We start from the raw sequence: 19,020 nt of genomic DNA on the forward strand, positions 1-19,020 counted from the left end.
TTTCAGTCCGATCACATCGCAAGATCGTACCGAAATCGATACACATGACGCCGGCTCGGTCTGGTTCTCCTTGCAGATCAAGCACTTGCATCTTCCTTCCGATGGCACGGTGCTTGCAAAACACAGCGCATCGGGCCACCAGCAGCGCCATCGCGCGGCGGGCCACGTCGGAGAACAACATGCGGGTATTGGTTCTGGGCAGCGGTGTCATCGGCACCACCATCGCGTACTACCTGGCGCGCGACGGCCACGAGGTCGAGGTGATCGAGCGCCAGCCCGGCCCGGCGCTGGAGACCAGCTACGCCAACGCCGGCGAGGTCTCGCCCGGCTACTCCGCTCCCTGGGCCGGCCCGGGCGTGCCCGTCAAGGCCATCAAGTGGCTGCTGATGCACCACAGCCCGCTGGTCATCAAGCCCATGCTCGACCCGGCCATGTGGCGCTGGGGCGCGTCCATGCTGCGCAACTGCACCGAGGCGCGCTACCAGGTCAACAAGGGCCGGATGGTGCGGCTGGCCGAGTACAGCCGCGACTGCCTGAAGGAATTGCGCGCCGACATCGGCATCGAATATGACCACCGTGAGCAGGGCACGCTGCAGCTGTTCCGCACCCAGAAGCAGCTCGACGGCACCGGCAAGGACATCGAAATCCTCAAGGAATACGGCGTGCCATACCAGGTGCTCGACCGCGCCGGCTATCTGAAGTACGAGCCCGCGCTGGCCGATGTGCAGGAGAAGTTTGTCGGCGCGCTGCGCCTGCCCGGCGACGAGACGGGTGACTGCTTCAAGTTCACCAATGCGCTGGCCGAGAAGGCCAAGGCCCTGGGCGTGAAATTCCGCTTCGGCGTCAGCATCGACGCACTGGAACGCAACGGCAACAAGATCACCGGCGTGCGCACCAGCGAGGGCCTCAAGACCGCCGACCGCTACGTGCTCGCGCTGGGCAGCTACTCCACCGCGATGCTTGCGCCACTGGGCATCGACATCCCGGTCTATCCGGTCAAGGGCTTCTCGATCACCGTGCCCATCACCAACGCCCACAAGGCGCCCGAGTCGACCATCATGGACGAGACCCACAAGGTCGCCGTCACGCGCCTGGGCGACCGCATCCGGGTCGGCGGCACGGCCCAGCTCTCGGGCTTTGATCTGGAGCTCAATCAGAGCCGGCGCAAGACGCTGGAGTTCGTTGTCACCGACCTGTTCCCCAAGGGCGGCGACGTGGCCAAGGCCGAGTTCTGGACCGGCCTGCGCCCGATGACACCTGACGGCACACCCATCGTCGGCGGCTGCCAGTACGACAACCTGCTGCTGTCCACCGGCCACGGCACGCTGGGCTGGACCATGGCCACCGGCACCGGCCGCGTGATGGCCGACCTGATCGCCGGCCGTACGCCCGAGATCAGCATGGAAGGCCTGACGGTCGCGCGCTACCGCTGAGCCCCGCACAATCGGTCGATGGACCGATTTGTGCTCTTCCCCCTGTTGGCCGCCGCCGTGCTGGGCGCCGGCCTCGCCCTGCCCGTGGGCAACGTGCTGCTGCTGGCCTGCATCCCGGCGCTCGTGCTGGCCGTGATCAGCGCCGTGCACCATGCCGAGGTGATCGCCCACAAAGTGGGTGAACCCTTCGGCACCCTGGTGCTGGCGCTGGCCGTCACCGTGATCGAGGTGGCCCTGGTGCTCTCGATGATGCTGGCCGGCGGCGCCAACGCGGCCACCGTACCGCGCGACACCATCTACTCGGCGGTCATGATCATCTGCAACGGCGTGGTCGGCATCTGCCTGCTGCTGGGCGGCCTGCGGCACCGCGAACAGCTGTTCCGCATCGAGGGCACGGGCTCGGGCCTGGCCGCGCTGGTGGTGATGTCGACCCTGGTGCTGGTGCTGCCCTCGCTGACCACCAGCGCCCCCGGCGGCAGCTACACCGCGTCGCAGCTGCTGTTCGTGGCGGCCGGATCGCTGGTGCTGTGGCTGGTCTTTGTCTTCATCCAGACCGTGCGCCACCGCGACTACTTCCTGCCCGCGGTCGGCGCCGAAGACGAGTCGGTGCATGCACCGCCGCCCGGCACGCGCGAGGCGCTGATCAGCTTCGCCCTGCTGCTGGTGGCACTGGTCAGCGTGGTCGGTCTGGCCAAGCTGCTCTCACCGGCGCTGGAGACCCTGGTCAAGGAGTGGCACGCGCCGACGGCCGTCGTCGGCACGCTGATTGCCATCATCGTGCTCGCGCCCGAGACCTGGGCCGCTATCCGCGCCGCCCGCGCCGACCGCCTGCAGACCAGCATGAACCTGGCCATCGGTTCGGCGCTGGCCTCCATCGGCCTGACCATTCCGGTCGTGGTGATGGCGGCCGTCTGGCTGGAGCTGCCCCTGACCCTGGGCGTGGCGACCAAGGACATGGCCTTGCTGGCGCTGACCTTCATCGTCGGCGCCATCACCCTGGGCTCGGGACGCACCAACCTGATGCAGGGCGCGATCCACCTGGTGGTGTTCGCAGCCTTCCTGTTCCTGACCTTCGTGCCCTGAGGCGCCGCCGCTCAGGCGCCCGCCTTCTCCACCGGCAGCGCCGCCTTGTAGACCGAATTCTTCGGCACCGCCATCAACCGCCGCAGCATCGGCTCGAAGTGGCTCAGCGGCAGGGTTTCGTTGGCCGGGTCGAAGGCCGGGTTGTCGTAGCGCTCGACAAACTCGGCCGCACGCTGGTAGTGCGGGTGGTCCCTGAACATGTCGCGCATGTTCCGGTCCAGGCCGATGTGGTGGAAGAAGTTGTAGCCCTGGAAGATGCCGTGGTGCTGCACCATCCACAGGTTCTCTTCGCTCACAAAGGGCTTGAGGATGGCGGCGGCGATGTCCGGATGGTTGAACGAGCCCAGCGTGTCGCCGATGTCATGCAGCAGGGCGCACACCACGTACTCCTCGTCGCGCCCGTCCCGCAGCGCGAGCGTGGCGGTCTGCAGGCTGTGCGTCAGCCGGTCGACCGGAAAACCGCCGTGGTCACCGTCCAGCAGCCTCAGGTGGTCGAGCACACGGTCGGGCAGCGACTTCGCCATCGCCATGGCCTCTGGAAGGATGCAGGCCCAGTCTTCGCGGGTGCTTTCTTCCATGCGCTTGAAGGTGGCTCTGGCGTTCATCGGTGTCTCCTGGGGTGGGCAGCCGGGTCCTGGCCCGTTGCCGAGCATCGTCCCTGAAAGCACACACCCCCACAAGGCCGGTTTCCCGAACGCCAGTCGCCTGGCCGACAGCTGCGAGGGTCAGCGCACGTTCATGCAGTTGGCATAGAACGTGGTGGTGGCAGGCCAGTCGGAGAACACGCCGACCACGCCCACGTCCTTGGCCAGCACATGCAGGGCCTGCAGCATGTCGCCCTCGGTCTTCACCGCGCTGTCGAAGGTCTGGTAGTACCAGCCGTTGTTGCCGTCGGCCAGGATGCCCGAGCGCTCCAGCGTCCAGGTGATCAGGCCCAGGCCGGCGGCCTTGGCGTCCTTCGCAGCCTGCGAGGGCACGATCTTTCCGTTGTCCGCCGCCAGCAGCGCGAACGTGGGCGGCGCCCAGAAGTGGATGCCCTGGGACTTGTAGCCCGCCAGCGTCTTGAGGTCGGGCAGATCGGCCACCGCGTTGGCATCGTCCAGATACACGGCCTGCTTGCCGAACGCGGCCTCGTTGTTCACCCAGTACAGCACGTCGTCAATGTTGAAGGACTGCGGGAACACGTCGCGCGGCGGCACCTTCGCGGCCTTGTACTCGTCGATCATCTTCTGCGCGTAGGCCTGCTGGGTGAAACCGTCGAACGGCATCGCCACGCTCGGGCTCTTGAGCTCAGGGGTCATCTTCACGCCGAGCCTCTTGAACAGCTCGATCGATTCGGCGTGGGTCATCAGCGTGCCGCTGGTGGGACCCGAATACAGGTCGGTGCGCCAGTTGGCGGTGCCGCCCAGGTACTGCTCGGGCGTGCGCGCCGCCGGGTTGAAGGCGTCCATCTTGCCGCGCAGGGTCTTGAACTCGGCCAGCGTGATGTCGCTGGTGCGGCACTCGGCCTTGGCCGGTGTCACCACCTTGCCATCGGCGTCGAGCACGGCGGGCACGAAAGGCTGCGTGCACTTGGCGGCCAGCGGCGTGACCAGGATGTTGGTCGTCGTATGCAGGTCGTTCTGCGCATGGCGGCAGACGAGCTCCTTGTCCTTGGTGAAGGTGACATCGCATTCGACGATGCCGGCGCCCATGCGCGCGGCCGCCGTGTACGACTCCACCGTGTGCTCGGGAAATTGCATGGCGGCGCCGCGGTGCCCGATGGAGAAGTCGCGCGGCGTGAAGTCACCGCGTTTCGCGCAGCGCTGCAGATCGCGCTTGAGCGGGCCGTCGGCCATGTCGTCGACCAGGAAGAAAGGCCGCGGGCCCAGCTGCACATGCGAAGGACGCTCGGCGCTGCCATGGGACGCGTGGCGATGGGCAGCGGAAGGCGACTGGGCCGAGGCCATCGAGGCGGTCAGGCCGAGCAGGGCCAGACCCAGGAGACGGGGCAAGAACGACATGGGGATTCCCTCCGGTGGGATGAACGAATGATCGGTGGTGCAGCGGTGCGCCTTCAACAGGCGCCCGACCGGCGGATCATCGGGAGGGGATGTGAAGGGCGTGTGACGCCGGGGGGTTCGGCCACGACCTGTCAAACCAGAAACGGAGCGGCGGTCGCGTTCCACCAGATCAAGCAGTCAAACCCCGTTGAGCCTGTAGCGAACCAGGCAAATGTGCTTGTTCAGCTTGGCAACAGCAATAGGCGCTGCGGGCGACGCGCCGTAAGGCTCACCCCTCTGGTCCTCGGCAGTCTTGTAGCTGCCCTGGTGATAGCTGGCATGGCAGTCGCCAAACTTGTTGCACACCTCGAGTTTGGTGCAGATGGCGGCGCCAGCCCTCTCGTAGATGTAGTAAGTGGCGCCCGAATAGGGTGGCCTGGGGTACCGCTCCGTCCGGACAGTGGTCTGCAGTGGGCTGCCGTCTTTTGGTGCAGCTGCAACAACAGTGACGGCTCCGGAAAAAAGACAGAGGGAGAGCACGACGCCTCTGAACGTCACCCAGTCCCACTGAACTTGGTGTGGACCCAGCACCCCGACCGGACTGGCACCCGCAGTGCGCCGAACACCCTCCATCAAGTTTGTCAAACAAAGTCGCATGAAACCTCCGCAGTGTTTTTGGGATCAATCGCCTGACGCATTCTGCTGGACACCCGCAGGGGTTGAGAAACGCTGGACGAAGCCGATGAAATTGCGACGTTGTGCCCGGCAACTGCACAGGGTCATGCATTGCATTGCCCCGAAGACCGTCGCACACTGATCCATTCGCGGCGGTCAGCCCTTCCATTCAGCGAGGTCTTTCATGTCTCTGAACAATGCACCCGTCCCGCGCCGTGTCTTCATGCCGCTGATGGCCTCCTCCCTGCTCCTCGCCCTGGCCCTGCCCGCCGCCGCCCACCACGGCTGGGTCTGGGCGGAAGACGTGAACTCCGAACTCACGGGCACCATCGTCGCGGCCAAGCTGGGCAACCCGCACGGCGAGCTGACGCTGACAGTGGATGGGGCGAACTGGATCGTCGAGGTCGGCCAGCCCTGGCGCAACGAGCGCGCCGGACTCAAGGACGCGATGCTGGCCAAGGGCGTGAAGCTCACCGTCTCAGGCCACAAGCACAGCGACCCGAAAAAGAAGGTCTTCAAGGCCGAGCGCCTGGTGATCGACGGCAAGACCTACGACCTCTACCCCGACCGCAACTGATGCCGCTGGAGTCCCTGGCCGCCGCGCTGCAGGCCACTGGGCTGTCGGAGTTGCTGCGTGCCTCGGTCTGGCTCTACCCGCTGGTGAACACCGGGCACGTGGTGGGCATCGCGCTGCTGTTCGGGGCCATCGTGCCGCTGGACCTGCGGCTGATCGGCGCGTTCCGGGCGGTGCCGCTGGCGCCCCTCACCGCGGCCCTGGTGCCCACGGCGATCACCGGTCTGCTGCTGGCGCTTGCCACCGGCGCCTTGCTGTTCGCGACGCGCCCGCTCGACTATGTGGTGGAGCCGCTGTTCGGCATCAAGTTGGTGCTGCTGGGCGCGGCCGTGCTGAATGCGCTGTGGCTGCGGGTCGATCCGCAGTGGCGACGCCTGGGCGCCGCACCCGGCACGGCGCCCCGCCCGCGCTGGCGTGTGCACGGCGCGTTGTCGGTCCTGCTGTGGCTGGCGGTAATCACCGCCGGGCGGCTGATCGGCTACCGCTGAGCCTCGGCGCGTGCGCGCAGCAAGGCCTGCTCGCGCTGGTTGCCGGCGGATGCCGCCGCTTGCAGGAACGCCGCCCTCGCCTCGTCGCGCCTCCCCAGCTTGTCCAGCAGATCGCCCTGCACCGCAGGCAGCCAGTGGTAGCGCGCCAGCGCCTTGTCCTGCAGCAGGGTCTCGACGATGGCGAGACCCGCGGCCGGCCCCTCGGCCATGCCCACCGCGACCGCGCGGTTGAGCTCCACCACGGGCGAGGGCGCAACGCGCATCAGCTCGGCGTAGAGCGCGGCGATCTGCGGCCAGTCGGTGTCGTCGGCGCGCGCCGCGCGCGCGTGGCAGGCGGCGATCTGGGCCTGCAGGCGGTAGCGACCGGAGGACTGGCCCAGCGCCTGCGCACGGTCGAGCGCGGCCAGGCCGCGGCGGATCAGCAGCCGGTCCCAGCGCAACCGGTCCTGCTCAGCCAGCAGGATGGGGTGGCCGTCGCGGTCGGTGCGCGCCGCGGTGCGCGAGGCCTGGATCTCCATCAGCGCCAGCAGGCCGTGCACCTCGGCCTCCTGCGGCGCGAGTTCGGCCAGCATGCGGCCCAGGCGCAGCGCCTCGTCGCACAACGTGGGGCGCATCCAGTCGCGGCCGCTGGTGGCCGTGTACCCCTCGTTGAAAACCAGGTAGACCACTTCAAGCACCGAGGCCAGGCGCTCGCCCAGCTGCTCTGGCGGCGGCAGCTCGAAGGGCACCTGGGCATCGGCCAGCGTGCGCTTGGCACGCACCAGGCGCTGGGCGAGCGTGGCCTCGGGCACCAGGTAGGCGCGGGCGATCTCGCCGGTGGTCAGGCCACCCAGCAGCTTGAGCGTGAGCGCCACGCGCGACTCGGGGGGCAGCACCGGATGACAGGCGGTGAAGATCAGCCGCAGCAGGTCGTCGCCCAGCACGGCTTCTTCGCGCTGGCGGTCGAGGCTGTCGCTGAAGTCGGGCACCACGTGGGCCTCCATCGCTTCGAGGTCGCTGGCGATGTCGCCATGCCGGGCGTCGGCCATCTGGCGGTGGCGCAGGTGGTCGAGCGCGCGGTGGAGCGCCGTGGTCATCAGCCAGGCCGCAGGCCTGTCGGGCAGCCCGTCCAGCGGCCAGCGCTCCAGCGCCGCCACCAGGGCGTCCTGCGCCAGTTCTTCGGCCACGCCCACGTCGCGCACGCGCCGCGCCACGGCGGCAACGATGCGGGCGGATTCGAGGCGCCAGACGGTGGCGATGGTGTCGTGGACAGCGGAGTGCACGCGCCGTTTCTACACCCTGGTCGTCACATCTGCGCGGGCGCGGCCGCTTCGTCCATCCAGAACACCTCCCACTGGTGGCCATCGAGGTCGGCGAATCCGTGCTGGTACATGAAGCCGTAGTCCTTGGCTTCGTTGGGTGTGGTGGCGCCCGCGGCCACGGCCTTGCGCACCACTTCCTCGGCCTCGGCGCGGCTGTCGACCGACAGCGCGATCAGCACCTCGGTGCTCTCGTGGGCGTCGCTGATGGGCTTCTTGGTGAAGCCCTGGAAGAAGGGCTTGACCAGCAGCATGGCGTAGAAGTTCTCCCCGATCTCCAGGCAGGCGCCCTGCTCGTTGGTGAAGCGCGGGTTGAACGTGAGGCCCAGGGCCTTGAAGAAGGCCTGCGAACGGGCCATGTCCTGGATGGGCAGGTTGACAAAGATCTGGCGAAACATGGGTTCTCCTTCAGGGTTGTTGTGCGATGCCGTCGATGGCTTTCATCTGGTCGAGCGCGGCGCTGGGTGGAAACTCGTCGAGCTCGATCAGCTGGCGCAGCTCGATCACGGCGGGTTTGCCCTTGCCGGCGGGGTTCGGAAAGCGGCGGCTCCATTCCATGGCCTCTTCGCGCGAGCGCACCTGGATCAGGGTGTAGCCGGCGATCAGCTCCTTGGCCTCGGCGAACGGGCCGTCGACGACCTTGCGTCCGCCGGCTTCGTCGTAATGGATGCGCCAGCCGGTGCGGCTGGGGTGCAGGCCGCTGCCGTCGAGCAGCACGCCCGCACGCGCCAGTTCCTCGTGGTAGGCGGCCATCTCGGCCATGAGTTCTTCGGGGGCCTCGGGTGTGACCTCGGCTTCGAATTCGGGGCAGCTTTTGACAATGATCATGAATCGCATGGTGGTTCTCCGGTGGTCAGGTCTTGCAGGCGGGGGGTTGCATGTCGGGTTGCATCATGCTGTTGTGGTTGCCTTCGGTGTCGCGGAACACCACGTACTCGCCCACGCCCGGGATCGCCATCGGTTCGCCGATCACTTCGCCGCCCGCGTCGCGCACGCGCTGCATCGCGGCGCGGATGTCGGGCACGCCGATCACCACCGAAGGGTGCTGCATCGGCCAGTCGGCGTTGAAGGGGAACAGGCCGCCATTGATCGAGCCCAGCGCGGCCTCGGGCGGCATGGGCGGGCGGGCACCGGCCGGCGCGGTGTTGACCAGCATGTAGTCGCCCATCTCGGGGCCGAGGAACTGGTGGGTCCAGCCGAAGGCGGCGGCGTAGAAGCGCGCGGCGCGCTCGTGGTCCCTGTAAGGCATCTCGAAGTGCACGACGGCGCACATGGGCACGGTGGCGGTGGTGGTCATGGATGTCTCCTCAGCGGGGGTGTTCACAGATGTCCTTGAGCGCCTGCAGCGCCTTGGGCCAGGTCTGGTTCATCCAGTCCTCGTAGGTGCCGAACACGTCGACATCGACGCGCAGGCGGGTGCCGCCGCCCTCGTCGGAGAAGCTGTAGTTCTCGAAGCAGTGCGTCAAGGCGCGCGCCGCCTCGCTGGTGGTGTCTTCCACCCCGTCGTTGATCATGCCGAGGTGGTGAATGGAGACGAACTCGGCCGGCCGGTGCTCGGCGATCTCGGCGACCATGCCGTCGCCGTTGGGTGCACAGAAGCGGATGGTGGTGCCGGCTTCCCAGCTGCCCTCGTAGCGCGAGCCTTCGCAGAAGACGGCGGTCCAGCGCTCGTAGGTGGGCGTGTAGAGCATGGTGCGCCAGACGCGTTCGCGCGGCGCGGCGACGTGGATGTCGAAATGCAGGGTGGACATGGCAGGACTCCTTGGTGGCGACAACACCACGACGAAGCAGCCTGCTCGATTTCGACAGGCCCGATCTACGGGAAAACCCGGATCAGGCCCGGCTCTCGTCGAAACAGGGCGCCAGCGACCGCACCTCCACCGTGCACCATTGCGCGGCCGGGCATTCGTGGGCCAGCGCGATGGCCTGCTCGCGGGTCACGTTCTGCAACAGGAAGAAACCGCCGATCATTTCCTTGGCCTCGGCGAAGGGTCCGTCCAGGGTCTGCGACCGGCCGCCCGCGTGGCTCACACGCACCGCCCCGTCCAGCCCCGCCAGCGACTCCACGGCCTTCAACTGGCCCTGCGCCGCCAGCCGCTCGCCAAATGCGACCATGGCGGCGTAGGCGGCGCGGCCCTCGGCCTCGGTGCGGGTGGCGCGCTGGCCAACGGGTTCGTGGATCAGGAGCATGTAGGACATCAGGGGCTTTCGCAAAGGGACAGGCCGTGCATGCTACACAGGGGCCTGCTCGCGGAAAAGCGCTGTATTGGCCCGCCAGTTCTGGCGTTCGCCCGAAAGCCACAGGGCTAGGATGGACCCAACCTCCCGGATCTGCCATGGCGCTCTACGAAATCATCTACACCAGCCTGGCCTCGCACGACCTGCCGCCCGAGGAACTCGCGCAGCTGCTCGACAAGGCCCGCGCCCACAACACATCGCAGGGCATCACCGGCATGATGATCTACCACCGGCGCGAGTTCATGCAGCTGCTCGAGGGCGAGCAGGCGGCGGTGCAGGCGCTCTACGAGCGCATTGCGGGCGACCCGAGGCACCAGCAAGTGCGCAAGATCTGGGACGGCCCGATCCGCGAGCGCGGCTTCTCCGACTGGGGCATGGCCTTCGTGGCGCCCGACGAACTGGCGCTGCGCGAGAAGCCGGGCTACCAGGACCTGCTGGCCCAGGGCCTGCGCCGTGCGCCCAGCGACTCGACCGGCAAAAAGCTGCTGCTGACGCTGCGCGACGACTTCCTCTGAGCCCCTGGGGGCGCACAAGCCCACACCCGGGCAAGGCCTACCCTCCCATGGTGCAATGCCTTTTTGCATGCACAGGAGTCCGCCATGCCCAATACCTTTGAAACTTTCAAAAGCGTCGCTCTGGCCGAGGGCTTCGACGAGGTGCTGGAGCGGGTGTGGGCACCGGACACGGTGCTGGAAGAACACACGCATCCGTTCGCGGTGAAGGCCAAGGTGGTGCAGGGCGAGATGTGGCTCACCGTGGCCGGCGAGACCCGGCACCTGGTGCCAGGCGATCTTTTCGAGCTGGAATACGGCGTGCCGCACTCGGAGCGCTACGGCCCCGAAGGCGCGATCTACTGGGTGGCACGCCTGAACTGAAACCCCACGACCCGCCGCTGCGCGGGTCGCGCCCCCCCCAGGGGCGCTGATCAAAGCTTCGAGAAGTCCGGCTTGCGGCGTTCCATGAAGGCGCCGAAGGCTTCCTTGGCCGCCGGCTCGCCAAGCATGCGACCGAAGCTCGCACCCTCTTCCGCCATGGTGGCCATCACCAGGGCAGCGTTGCCCTTCTTCATCAGGCGCTTGGTCTCCACCAGCGAGGCCAGCGGCTTGGCGGCGAGCTTGCGGGCGACCGACTGCGCGTAGCCGGTCACTTCGCTCGGCGGCAGCACGCGGTTGACCAGACCCACCTCCAGCGCGGCCTCGGCCATGAAAGGTTCGCCCAGCAGCAGCGCCTCGGCCGCGCGGTGGTAGCCCAGCATCTGCGGCACCAGCAGGCTTGACGCGGCCTCGGGACACAGGCCCAGGTTCACGAAGGGCATGGAAAACGCGGCGTTGTCGCCCGCGTAGACCAGGTCGCAGTGGAACAGCAGCGTGGTGCCGATGCCCACCGCCGGGCCGCAGACCGCGGCCAGCAGCGGCTTGGGAAACTGCGCGATGCCGCGCAGGAAGCGAAACACCGGCGAGTCTTCGGTGGCGGGCGGGTTGTTCAGAAAGTCGCCGATGTCGTTGCCGGCACTGAAGGTGGTCTCGTTGCCCTGGAACACCACCACGCGCACGGCCGGGTCGGCGGCCGCGGCCGCGATCGCGTCGGCCAGCGCGCCGTACATGGCGGCGGTGATCGAGTTCTTCTTGTCGGGACGGTTGAAGGTCAGCGTGGTGATGCCGGCTTCGGTGTGGACGAGGATGTCGGACATGGTGGTGTGCTCGTTCAGAGGGGTCAAAAAGTCGGGGCAAGGTAACACGAAAGCGCCGTGCGGCGTGGGGTGTCCTGCCCAATCCGCGACACGCCGGCGCCGCGCTCCTACACTCGGTCGCATCCTGCCGTCCGTGAGCGTTCCGATGCACCAACCGTCCCCGTCCCCCTGGCTGCGCGCCCTGCTGGTCGCACTGTGGCTGCTGCTGTCGACCACCACCGTGAATGCACAGGCGCCGGTGCCCGCATCGCCACCGGTCGCAGCCCAGAAGCCCAAGGTCGCCCTGGTGCTCTCGGGCGGCGGCGCGCGTGGCCTGACGCACGTGGGCGTGCTCAAGGTGCTCGAAGAAATGAAGGTGCCGGTGGACATGATCGTCGGCACCTCGATGGGCGCGATCATCGGCGGCCTCTACGCGGCCGGCATGGGCGCCGACGAGCTGGAAGCCGAGCTGCTCAAGGTCGACTGGGGCGACGTGTTCGAGCGCCGCGTGCCGCGCCAGTTGCTCTCGCAGCGCCGCAAGGAGGAAGACTTCGAGCTCTCGCCGGTGCTGGAGATCGGCTTCCGCGACGGCGAGTTCCGGCTGCCCACGGGCGCCGTGTCGACGCGCTCGCTGGAGCTGCTGCTGCGCCGCTACACGCTCTCGACCCGGCTGCTCGCCACCTTCGACGGACTGCCGACGCCGTTCCGCGCTGTCGCCACCGACATGGAGACCGGCAAAGCGGTGGTGCTGGACCACGGCGACCTGGCCGCGGCCATGCGCGCCAGCATGTCGGTGCCGGGCGTGTTCGCGCCGCTGGACCTGGAGGGGCAGATCCTGGGCGACGGCGGGCTGGTGAACAACCTGCCGGTGGACGTGGCGCGCCGCATGGGTGCGGACGTGATCATTGCGGTCAACATCGGCACGCCGCTGGCCGGCCGCGAGACCCTGGGCAGCCTGCTGGGCATCACCACGCAGATGGTCAACATCCTGACCGAACAGAACGTGCAGGCCAGCATCGCCACGCTCACGCCCAACGACCTGCTGATCCAGCCGTCGCTGGGCAAGCTCACCTCAGCCGATTTCGAGAAGGCCCCCGAGCTGGTGAAGATCGGCCTGGACCACGCACGCAGCGTGTCCGAGGCGCTCAAGCGCTTTTCAACCGACGCGGCCGGCTACGCACAGTGGCAGGCCAGCCGCGGCATGAACGCGCAGGCCTACGCCGAGCGCATGGGCCAGATCAAGGCGGTGCGCTTCGAGGGCGTGCCCGAAAGCCGGGTCGAACCACTGGCGCTGGCGCTGGACACCACGCCCGGGCAGCGGGTGAACGTGCAGCAGATCGAGACCGACCTGCAGAAACTCTCGGCCACCGGCGACTACGACCGCGTCGACTACCGGCTGGAGCGGGTGCGCGACAACACCGACGAAACCCTGGTGATCGGTCTGCGCGAGAACGACTGGGGCCCCAACTACCTGCGCCTGGGCCTGGACCTGCGCACCGATTTCGACGGCCGTGGTGACTTCAATCTGCTGATCGGCCACAACCGCCACTGGTTCAACGACAGCGGCGCCGAGTGGCGCAACCGGCTCCAGATCGGCGCTTCGCTGGCGGCCTTCTCGGAGCTGTACCAACCGCTGGGACGGGCCAACGACAGCTTCGTCGCGGGCTATGTGGACGCCAGCCTCAAGCGGCTGGAGGTCTACGGCACCGACGGCCAGGCTCTGGGCACCGGCACACGGCAGGGCCTGAAGCTGGGTGCCGACTACGGCTGGCCGATCGGCCTGCTGGGGCGCTACGGTGATCTGCGCGTGGGCCTGCAGCTGGGCCTGCACAAGGCCACGCCCGAGCTGGTCTCCCGCGAGATCGACGAGAGCGAAGTCATTGCCACGCAGAAGTGGCGCGACGTCGGCGTGCGCGCCGCGCTGATCTCGGACCAGCTGGACTTCGCCAACTTCCCGTCCTCGGGCTACCGCTTCCAGAGCGAGCTGGGCGTGGGACGGCGTCGCCTGAGCACCGGGGGCGACGACGCCTCGTTCAACCGGCTGGAGATGAATGGCAGCACGGTGCACTCCTGGGGCGTGCACACGCTGAATATCGGCGCCCGCTTCGCCCGCGCCACGCGGGTGCCAGTGGGGGCCATCGACGAGTTCTCGCTGGGCGGCTTCCAGCAGCTTTCGGGCTACCGCGTGGGCCAGGTCGCGGGCAACTACCTGCTGTTCGGGCGGGTCACGTATTACCAGCGCCTGCCCTGGAATGTGGGTGTGGCGCGCGCGCTGTTCGCGGGCGGGTCGCTGGAGGCAGGCAATGCCTGGGCCAGCCGGCGCGACATCAGCATCCACGGTCTGCGTTACGGCACCAGCCTGTTCATCGGCGCGGACACCGGCATGGGTCCGCTGTACCTGAGCGTGGTGAGTGCGCCCAAGGGGTACACCGGTCTCTACCTGTTCCTAGGTAGGCCGTAGCCCTATTCCTTGTAGTACACGACCTGGTGGCTGGAGCACAGCAGGTGCCCGGCCTCGCTCCAGAGCAGCGCCGTCTGGTCGAAGAAGCCGTTGCGGAAGGCCTGGGCGCGCGCCTGGCCCAGCACCCAGCCGTGGCCGACCTCGGCCAGCTGGGCCGAGCCGGCATGGAAGTACACCGTCATCGACACCGTGCCGGCGGGCACATGGGTCGCGCGGCGCAGCCAGATGCGCGGAAAGAACACGTCGGCCAGAGCGGCCAGGCCACACAGATCCAGCGGGCGCGGCACGGCCTCGCGCATCCACAGGCGCGAGCGGCTGTCGCTGCCGCTGCCGTCCCAGGTGCGCGGGATCGCACCCTCGATGGGCCGCATCTCGTAGCGCTTGATCCACTCCACCGGCGAAGGCACGGTGTAAGGCTTGACCTCGTCTGGCCTGCGCACGGCGGGCATGGGCTCGTCGTCCACGCTCCAGGTCGTGCGCCGCGCGGCGGTGACCACCGAAGCGGTGACCACGGTCTCGTCCTCACCGGACGAACCGGCCTGCGTGATCGACACCACCCAGTGCTGGGTCGAGCGGTTGGTGCGCACCGGCTGTGCCGACACGGTGAACGGCCCATCGGCCAGCGCCGCACAGAAGTTCACCGTCAGTGACAGCGGCTCGCCCAGCAGCGCCGGGTGCAACATCACGGCGTTGAGTGCCGTGGCGGCCGTGATGCCACCGAACGGGCCGACCATGTTGGCGTAGGCCGGCGAGGTGGCGCCGGTGTAGAGCCCGTCACCCGTGGAGGTCAGCGCAATGGCCTGATCGAACACATGTACTGTCATGGCGAAATGTCTCCTTCCAGGGGCACCGCGGAACCGGCTTTGCCGGGCCGCCTGTGCCGCCCCCTTTCAGGGGGTGACGCGCAGCGGCGCGGGGGTGGGTCGTCAGACCCGTTCGAAGACTCCCGCTGCGCCCTGCCCCATGCCCACGCACATCGTCACCATGCCGTACTTCTTGTTGTGCCGCTTGAGCGCGTGCACCACGGTGGCCGAGCGGATGGCGCCGGTCGCGCCCAGCGGGTGGCCCAGCGCGATGGCGCCGCCCATGGGGTTGACCTTGGCCGGGTCCAGACCCAGGGTGTTCATCACCGCCAGCGACTGCGCCGCAAAGGCTTCGTTCAACTCGAACCAGTCGATGTCGTCCTGCTTCAGGCCGGCGTACTTCAGCGCGGCGGGAATCGCCTCGACCGGGCCGATGCCCATGATGTGCGGCGGCACGCCACGGCTGGCGTAGCTGACGAAGCGGGCGAGCGGCGTGAGGTTGTAGCGCTTGAGAGCGGCCTCACTCACCAGGATCAGCGCGCCCGCGCCATCGCTGGTCTGCGAGCTGTTGCCTGCCGTGACCGAGCCGCGCGCGGCGAACACGGTGCGCAGCTTGGCCAGACCTTCAAGCGAGGTATCGGGGCGCGCGCCCTCGTCCAGGCTCACGGTGCGCTCGGCGATGGAGACCTCGGCGGACTCCAGGTCGACGCTGCGCTCCTGCACCGTCACCGGCGTGATCTCGTCCGTGAACTCGCCGTTCTTCATCGCAATCACGGCGCGCTGGTGCGACTGCACCGCGAACGCATCCTGCGCATCTCGCGACACCTTCCACTGCTGCGCCACCTTCTCGGCCGTCAGGCCCATGCCGTAGGCGATGCCGTAGCTCTCGATGTCGTCGGTGTTGCGGAAGATGGTGGGCGAAAGGCTTGGGCTATTGCCCATCATGGGCACCATGCTCATGCTCTCGGTGCCGGCGGCGATCATCACGTCGGCCTCGCCGACGCGGATGCGGTCGGCCGCCATGGCCACGGCCGACAGGCCGGAGGCGCAGAAGCGGTTGACGGTGATGCCACCGACCGAGTTGGGCAGGCCGGCGAGGATCGCGCCGATGCGCGCCACGTTCAGGCCCTGCTGGGCTTCGGGAATCGCGCAGCCGGCGATCACGTCTTCCACCGCATTGGGGTCCAGGTGCGGCACCTGGGCCATGGCGGCGCGCAGCGCGTGGGCCAGCAGGTCGTCCGGCCGCAGGTGCTTGAACGAACCCTTGTGCGATCGGCCGATGGGCGTGCGAGTGGCGGCGACGATGTAGGCGTCTTGGATCTGTTTCATATCGACTCCATAAGTGTCTTTTCCAGAACACCGCGGAACCGGCTTTGCCGGGCCGCAGGTGTTGCCCCCTTGAGGGGGTCGCGCAAAGCGCGGCAGGGGTGGGTCAATTTCGGACGGGCTTGCCGGTGTTGAGCATCCCGAGGATGCGTTCCTGCGTCTTGGGGTGAACGATCAGCGAGCAGAAGGCCTTCCGCTCCAGCGTCATCAGGTATTCCTCGCTCACCAGCGTGCCAGGTTCGACATCGCCGCCGGTGACCACGTTGGCGATCAGGCTGGCGATGTGGAAGTCGTGCTGGCTGATGAAGCCGCCGTCGCGCATGTTGACCAGGCTGCCCAGGATGGTGGCCTTGCCGTCGCGGCCGGCGACCGGGAACAGGCGCTTGTGTGGCGCGCGGTAGCCGCCGGCGAACAGGGCCTTGGCTTCGTTGATGGCGACAAACAGCAACTCGTCCTTGTGCGGCACGATCAGGTCGGAATGCAGCACGTAGCCCAGCTGGCGCGACTCGATGGCGCTGGTGCCGACCTTGGCCATGGCCGCGGCGGTGAAGCCCTCGGTCAGGAAGGGCAGCAGGTCCTTGCCCGTCGAGGTCTCGGCGTTCTCGGCCGCGCGGCGGGCGATGTAGGTCAGGCCGCCGGCACCGGGCACCAGGCCCACGCCGACTTCCACCAGACCGACGTAGCTTTCCATGTGCAGCACGCGGCGCGCGCTGTACACCGCCAGTTCACAACCACCGCCCAGCGCCAGACCGCGCACGGCGGAGACCACCGGTACGTTGGCGTAGCGCAGGCGCAGCATCACCTGCTGCATGAAGCCTTCGGCGTCTTCGATGGCGGCCACGCCCACGGCCATGAAGGCGGGCAGCATGGCCTGCAGGTCGGCGCCGGCGCTGAAGGGCTCGTCGCCCGACCAGATCACAAGGCCCTGGTACTCGGCCTCGGCCAGGTCGATGGCGGCCATCAGGCCTTCGCAGACCTCGGGGCTGATGGCGTGCATCTTGGTCTTGATGCTGGCGATCAGCACATCGCCGTCCAGCGTCCACACACGGATCGAATCGTTCTCTTCGATGGTCGTGCCGGCGGTCTCGAACTTCGGGCCGGCTTCGCCCAGCAGCAGCTCGGGAAAGTGCTGGCGTTCATAAACCGGCAGGCTGCGCCGCGCTTCGAACACGCCCTTGGACGGGTTCCACGAACCCTGGGCGGTGTGCACGCCGCCGGCCTCGGCGACGGGCCCCTTGAACACCCAGTCGGGCAGCGGCGCCTTGCTCAGCGCCTTGCCGGCGTCGATGTCCTCCTGGACCATCTTCGCCACCTCCAGCCAGCCGGCTTCCTGCCACAGCTCGAACGGGCCCTGCTTCATGCCGAAGCCCCAGCGCATGGCCTGATCCACATCGCGCGCGGTCTCGGCGATGGAGGCCAGGTGCACGGCGGCGTAGTGGAAACCGTTGCGCAGGATCGCCCAGAGGAACTGGCCTTGCGGACCTTCGGCATTGCGCAGCAGCTTCAGGCGCTCCGCGGCCGGGCGCTTGAGCATGCGGCCATAGACCTCGTCGGCCTTTTCGCCGGCGGGCACGTAGTCTTCGCTCTCCAGGTCGAAACGCAGGATGTCGCGACCCACTTTCTTGAAGAAACCGGCCTTGGCCTTCTGACCCAGGTTACCCTTTTCAATCAGCTTGGCCAGCACCGGCGGCGTGTCGAAGCTGCCGTAGAACGGGTCGGTTTGCTCGTTCAGGTTGTCCTGCAGCGTCTTGATGACGTGGGCCATCGTGTCCAGGCCCACCACGTCGGCGGTGCGGAAGGTGCCGCTGCTGGCGCGGCCCAGGCGCTTGCCGGTGAGGTCATCCACCACGTCATACGTCAGGCCGAAGTTCTGAACCTCCTTCATCGTCGCCAGCATGCCGGCGATGCCGATGCGGTTGGCCACGAAGTTGGGCGTGTCCTTGGCGCGCACCACGCCCTTGCCCAGACCGCTGGTGACGAAGGCTTCCAGGTCGTCGAGGATCTTCGCTTCAGTGGTCGGGGTGTTGATCAGCTCCACCAGCGTCATGTAGCGCGGCGGGTTGAAGAAGTGGATGCCGCAAAAGCGCGGCTTGATCGCCTCGGGCAGGCCCTCGCTGAGCTTGGTGATCGACAGGCCCGAGGTGTTGGACGCGACGATGGCGTGGTCGGCGACGAAGGGCGCGATCTTCTTGTAGAGGTCGAGCTTCCAGTCCATGCGCTCGGCGATGGCCTCGATGATGAGGTCGCAACCGCGCAGCTGTTCCAGGTGCTCTTCGTAGTTGGCCTGACCGATCAGGTCGGCATCAGCGGCCACGCCCAACGGGGAGGGCTTGAGCTTCTTGAGGTTTTCGATGGCGCGGGTGACGATGCCGTTCTTGGCGCCATCCTTGGCCGGAAGATCAAACAGCACCACTGGCACCTTGACGTTGACCAGGTGCGCCGCGATCTGCGCGCCCATCACGCCCGCGCCGAGCACGGCGACTTTTTTCACTTGGAATCGTTTCATTGGGGTTCCATGAAGGAGTGGGGCAAGCGTCACTGCACGCGTTGCCAGATCTGGGTCCGGTAGAAGGGGCCGATGTAGCCGCGGATCTGCAGCTGCTTGCCGCCGTCCAGCGGGGTCATCTTCAAGGTGTATTCCTTGCCGTTTTCGGGGTCGAGGATCTTCCCGCCTTCCCACACCGCGTCAGCGGCCGACTTCTTCGCACCACGGATGATTTCCATGCCGACCTTGGGTTTGTCCTTGCGGTCGTCGGTGCACGCTGTGCAGTTGGGTTCACCGCTCTGCGTGAGCGCTTTTTCGATCCTCCCGTGCAGCGCGCCCGAGGCCGCCGCGGCAATGCGGATCTCGGCCTTGGCCTCACCCGTCTTGTCGTCGATGTTGCGCCAGAGACCTTCGGGGGTCATCTGGGCCATGGCCATGGTCGAAGCCATGGACAGCACGAATGCGACGGTGCGCTTGCTCATGGGTGTCTCCTGATCTCGTTGTG

Annotated in this window: 20 protein-coding genes; 7 read left to right on the top strand and 13 right to left on the bottom strand. The window is 67.6% G+C overall.

The genetic code is table 11. From position 1 onward, the window contains the following. Nucleotides 1-179 precede the first annotated feature (179 nt). Together ACFOPI_RS12620 and ACFOPI_RS12625 are read left to right on the top strand one after the other, a co-directional pair. Nucleotides 180-1,433 (top strand): D-amino acid dehydrogenase, encoded by a 1,254-nt coding sequence (locus tag ACFOPI_RS12620; RefSeq protein WP_382174324.1) that lies wholly within the window; start codon nt 180-182, stop codon nt 1,431-1,433. Nucleotides 1,434-1,451: 18 nt separating this feature from the next. Then, on the top strand, nt 1,452-2,516 hold the full coding sequence (locus ACFOPI_RS12625; RefSeq protein ID WP_382174326.1) for a calcium:proton antiporter: 1,065 nt from the start codon (nt 1,452-1,454) through the stop codon (nt 2,514-2,516). A gap of 11 nt (nt 2,517-2,527) precedes the next feature. Here ACFOPI_RS12625 and ACFOPI_RS12630 read toward each other — a convergent pair whose 3' ends face one another. Together ACFOPI_RS12630 and ACFOPI_RS12635 are read right to left on the bottom strand one after the other, a co-directional pair. Continuing rightward, nucleotides 2,528-3,121, bottom strand: a complete 594-nt coding sequence (locus ACFOPI_RS12630) for an HD domain-containing protein (RefSeq protein ID WP_382174327.1) — start codon at nt 3,119-3,121, stop codon at nt 2,528-2,530. Nucleotides 3,122-3,241: 120 nt separating this feature from the next. Beyond that, a complete protein-coding gene (locus ACFOPI_RS12635) occupies nt 3,242-4,519 on the bottom strand; it encodes a glycerophosphodiester phosphodiesterase family protein (protein ID WP_382174329.1) in 1,278 nt (425 codons plus the stop codon). Nucleotides 4,520-5,357: 838 nt separating this feature from the next. On the opposite strand from ACFOPI_RS12635, the gene ACFOPI_RS12640 reads away from it, so the two are divergent. Together ACFOPI_RS12640 and ACFOPI_RS12645 are read left to right on the top strand one after the other, a co-directional pair. Further along, nucleotides 5,358-5,750 carry a DUF6152 family protein gene (locus tag ACFOPI_RS12640; RefSeq protein ID WP_382174331.1) on the top strand — a complete coding sequence of 131 codons (393 nt, stop codon included), beginning with the start codon at nt 5,358-5,360 and terminating at the stop codon, nt 5,748-5,750. Continuing rightward, nucleotides 5,750-6,235 (top strand): hypothetical protein, encoded by a 486-nt coding sequence (locus ACFOPI_RS12645; protein WP_382174333.1) that lies wholly within the window; start codon nt 5,750-5,752, stop codon nt 6,233-6,235. The genes ACFOPI_RS12640 and ACFOPI_RS12645 overlap by 1 nt, the downstream gene beginning before the upstream one ends. Here ACFOPI_RS12645 and ACFOPI_RS12650 read toward each other — a convergent pair. From ACFOPI_RS12650 to ACFOPI_RS12675, 6 genes are all read right to left on the bottom strand, one after another. Next, complete coding sequence (locus ACFOPI_RS12650) at nt 6,226-7,497, bottom strand: RNA polymerase sigma factor (RefSeq protein ID WP_382174335.1); 1,272 nt, start codon at nt 7,495-7,497, stop codon at nt 6,226-6,228. The two genes, ACFOPI_RS12645 and ACFOPI_RS12650, sit on opposite strands and share 10 nt — an antisense overlap. 23 nt (nt 7,498-7,520) lie before the next feature. After that, a complete protein-coding gene (locus ACFOPI_RS12655) occupies nt 7,521-7,931 on the bottom strand; it encodes a VOC family protein (RefSeq protein ID WP_382174336.1) in 411 nt (136 codons plus the stop codon). Between the two features lie 10 nt (nt 7,932-7,941). Then, on the bottom strand, nt 7,942-8,370 hold the full coding sequence (locus ACFOPI_RS12660) for a YciI family protein (protein ID WP_382174338.1): 429 nt from the start codon (nt 8,368-8,370) through the stop codon (nt 7,942-7,944). A gap of 16 nt (nt 8,371-8,386) precedes the next feature. Then, entirely contained in the window at nt 8,387-8,830 is a 444-nt protein-coding gene (locus ACFOPI_RS12665) for a VOC family protein (RefSeq protein ID WP_382174340.1), read from the bottom strand. A gap of 10 nt (nt 8,831-8,840) precedes the next feature. Continuing rightward, on the bottom strand, nt 8,841-9,284 hold the full coding sequence (locus tag ACFOPI_RS12670; protein WP_382174342.1) for an SRPBCC family protein: 444 nt from the start codon (nt 9,282-9,284) through the stop codon (nt 8,841-8,843). A gap of 82 nt (nt 9,285-9,366) precedes the next feature. Then, on the bottom strand, nt 9,367-9,732 hold the full coding sequence (locus ACFOPI_RS12675; protein ID WP_382174344.1) for a YciI family protein: 366 nt from the start codon (nt 9,730-9,732) through the stop codon (nt 9,367-9,369). A 137-nt stretch (nt 9,733-9,869) separates the two neighbouring features. Between ACFOPI_RS12675 and ACFOPI_RS12680 the strand changes: the two genes are divergently transcribed. Together ACFOPI_RS12680 and ACFOPI_RS12685 are read left to right on the top strand one after the other, a co-directional pair. Next, the gene (locus ACFOPI_RS12680) at nt 9,870-10,286 is read left to right on the top strand and encodes a BLUF domain-containing protein (protein ID WP_382174346.1); all 417 of its coding nucleotides are present in this window, start codon (nt 9,870-9,872) and stop codon (nt 10,284-10,286) included. A gap of 84 nt (nt 10,287-10,370) precedes the next feature. Further along, nucleotides 10,371-10,646, top strand: coding sequence for an AraC family ligand binding domain-containing protein (locus ACFOPI_RS12685; protein WP_382174348.1), 276 nt, complete (start codon nt 10,371-10,373; stop codon nt 10,644-10,646). 50 nt (nt 10,647-10,696) lie between these two features. On the opposite strand, the gene ACFOPI_RS12690 is transcribed toward ACFOPI_RS12685, so the two are convergent. Then, nucleotides 10,697-11,461, bottom strand: coding sequence for an enoyl-CoA hydratase (locus ACFOPI_RS12690; RefSeq protein WP_079364381.1), 765 nt, complete (start codon nt 11,459-11,461; stop codon nt 10,697-10,699). Between the two features lie 145 nt (nt 11,462-11,606). Here ACFOPI_RS12690 and ACFOPI_RS12695 point away from each other — a divergent pair, with 145 nt between their 5' ends. Next, nucleotides 11,607-13,901, top strand: a complete 2,295-nt coding sequence (locus ACFOPI_RS12695; protein WP_382174350.1) for a patatin-like phospholipase family protein — start codon at nt 11,607-11,609, stop codon at nt 13,899-13,901. Between the two features lie 2 nt (nt 13,902-13,903). Here the strand turns inward: ACFOPI_RS12695 and ACFOPI_RS12700 are convergent, their stop codons facing one another. From ACFOPI_RS12700 to ACFOPI_RS12715, 4 genes are all read right to left on the bottom strand, one after another. Continuing rightward, nucleotides 13,904-14,725, bottom strand: a complete 822-nt coding sequence (locus ACFOPI_RS12700; protein WP_382174352.1) for an acyl-CoA thioesterase — start codon at nt 14,723-14,725, stop codon at nt 13,904-13,906. Nucleotides 14,726-14,827: 102 nt separating this feature from the next. Continuing rightward, the gene (locus ACFOPI_RS12705) at nt 14,828-16,033 is read right to left on the bottom strand and encodes an acetyl-CoA C-acyltransferase (RefSeq protein WP_382174354.1); all 1,206 of its coding nucleotides are present in this window, start codon (nt 16,031-16,033) and stop codon (nt 14,828-14,830) included. Nucleotides 16,034-16,136: 103 nt separating this feature from the next. Beyond that, nucleotides 16,137-18,536: a 3-hydroxyacyl-CoA dehydrogenase/enoyl-CoA hydratase family protein gene (locus ACFOPI_RS12710; protein WP_382174355.1), complete on the bottom strand. Its 2,400-nt coding sequence runs from the start codon at nt 18,534-18,536 to the stop codon at nt 16,137-16,139. A gap of 29 nt (nt 18,537-18,565) precedes the next feature. After that, on the bottom strand, nt 18,566-18,997 hold the full coding sequence (locus tag ACFOPI_RS12715) for a DUF2147 domain-containing protein (RefSeq protein WP_382174357.1): 432 nt from the start codon (nt 18,995-18,997) through the stop codon (nt 18,566-18,568). Nucleotides 18,998-19,020: the final 23 nt, after the last annotated feature.

The sequence above is a fragment of the Hydrogenophaga luteola genome, from assembly GCF_042648585.1.
In the GTDB taxonomy this organism is placed as follows: Bacteria; Pseudomonadota; Gammaproteobacteria; order Burkholderiales; family Burkholderiaceae_C; genus Hydrogenophaga; species Hydrogenophaga luteola.

Bases quoted from the DNA above. Each gene is read 5' to 3' on its own strand.
- ACFOPI_RS12620 (WP_382174324.1), top strand. From the start codon at position 180: ATGCGGGTATTGGTTCTGGGCAGCGGTGTCATCGGCACCACCATCGCG.
- ACFOPI_RS12625 (WP_382174326.1), top strand. From the start codon at position 1,452: ATGGACCGATTTGTGCTCTTCCCCCTGTTGGCCGCCGCCGTGCTGGGC.
- ACFOPI_RS12630 (WP_382174327.1), bottom strand. From the start codon at position 3,121: ATGAACGCCAGAGCCACCTTCAAGCGCATGGAAGAAAGCACCCGCGAA.
- ACFOPI_RS12635 (WP_382174329.1), bottom strand. From the start codon at position 4,519: ATGTCGTTCTTGCCCCGTCTCCTGGGTCTGGCCCTGCTCGGCCTGACC.
- ACFOPI_RS12640 (WP_382174331.1), top strand. From the start codon at position 5,358: ATGTCTCTGAACAATGCACCCGTCCCGCGCCGTGTCTTCATGCCGCTG.
- ACFOPI_RS12645 (WP_382174333.1), top strand. From the start codon at position 5,750: ATGCCGCTGGAGTCCCTGGCCGCCGCGCTGCAGGCCACTGGGCTGTCG.
- ACFOPI_RS12655 (WP_382174336.1), bottom strand. From the start codon at position 7,931: ATGTTTCGCCAGATCTTTGTCAACCTGCCCATCCAGGACATGGCCCGT.
- ACFOPI_RS12660 (WP_382174338.1), bottom strand. From the start codon at position 8,370: ATGCGATTCATGATCATTGTCAAAAGCTGCCCCGAATTCGAAGCCGAG.
- ACFOPI_RS12665 (WP_382174340.1), bottom strand. From the start codon at position 8,830: ATGACCACCACCGCCACCGTGCCCATGTGCGCCGTCGTGCACTTCGAG.
- ACFOPI_RS12670 (WP_382174342.1), bottom strand. From the start codon at position 9,284: ATGTCCACCCTGCATTTCGACATCCACGTCGCCGCGCCGCGCGAACGC.
- ACFOPI_RS12675 (WP_382174344.1), bottom strand. From the start codon at position 9,732: ATGTCCTACATGCTCCTGATCCACGAACCCGTTGGCCAGCGCGCCACC.
- ACFOPI_RS12680 (WP_382174346.1), top strand. From the start codon at position 9,870: ATGGCGCTCTACGAAATCATCTACACCAGCCTGGCCTCGCACGACCTG.
- ACFOPI_RS12685 (WP_382174348.1), top strand. From the start codon at position 10,371: ATGCCCAATACCTTTGAAACTTTCAAAAGCGTCGCTCTGGCCGAGGGC.
- ACFOPI_RS12690 (WP_079364381.1), bottom strand. From the start codon at position 11,461: ATGTCCGACATCCTCGTCCACACCGAAGCCGGCATCACCACGCTGACC.
- ACFOPI_RS12695 (WP_382174350.1), top strand. From the start codon at position 11,607: ATGCACCAACCGTCCCCGTCCCCCTGGCTGCGCGCCCTGCTGGTCGCA.
- ACFOPI_RS12700 (WP_382174352.1), bottom strand. From the start codon at position 14,725: ATGACAGTACATGTGTTCGATCAGGCCATTGCGCTGACCTCCACGGGT.
- ACFOPI_RS12705 (WP_382174354.1), bottom strand. From the start codon at position 16,033: ATGAAACAGATCCAAGACGCCTACATCGTCGCCGCCACTCGCACGCCC.
- ACFOPI_RS12710 (WP_382174355.1), bottom strand. From the start codon at position 18,536: ATGAAACGATTCCAAGTGAAAAAAGTCGCCGTGCTCGGCGCGGGCGTG.
- ACFOPI_RS12715 (WP_382174357.1), bottom strand. From the start codon at position 18,997: ATGAGCAAGCGCACCGTCGCATTCGTGCTGTCCATGGCTTCGACCATG.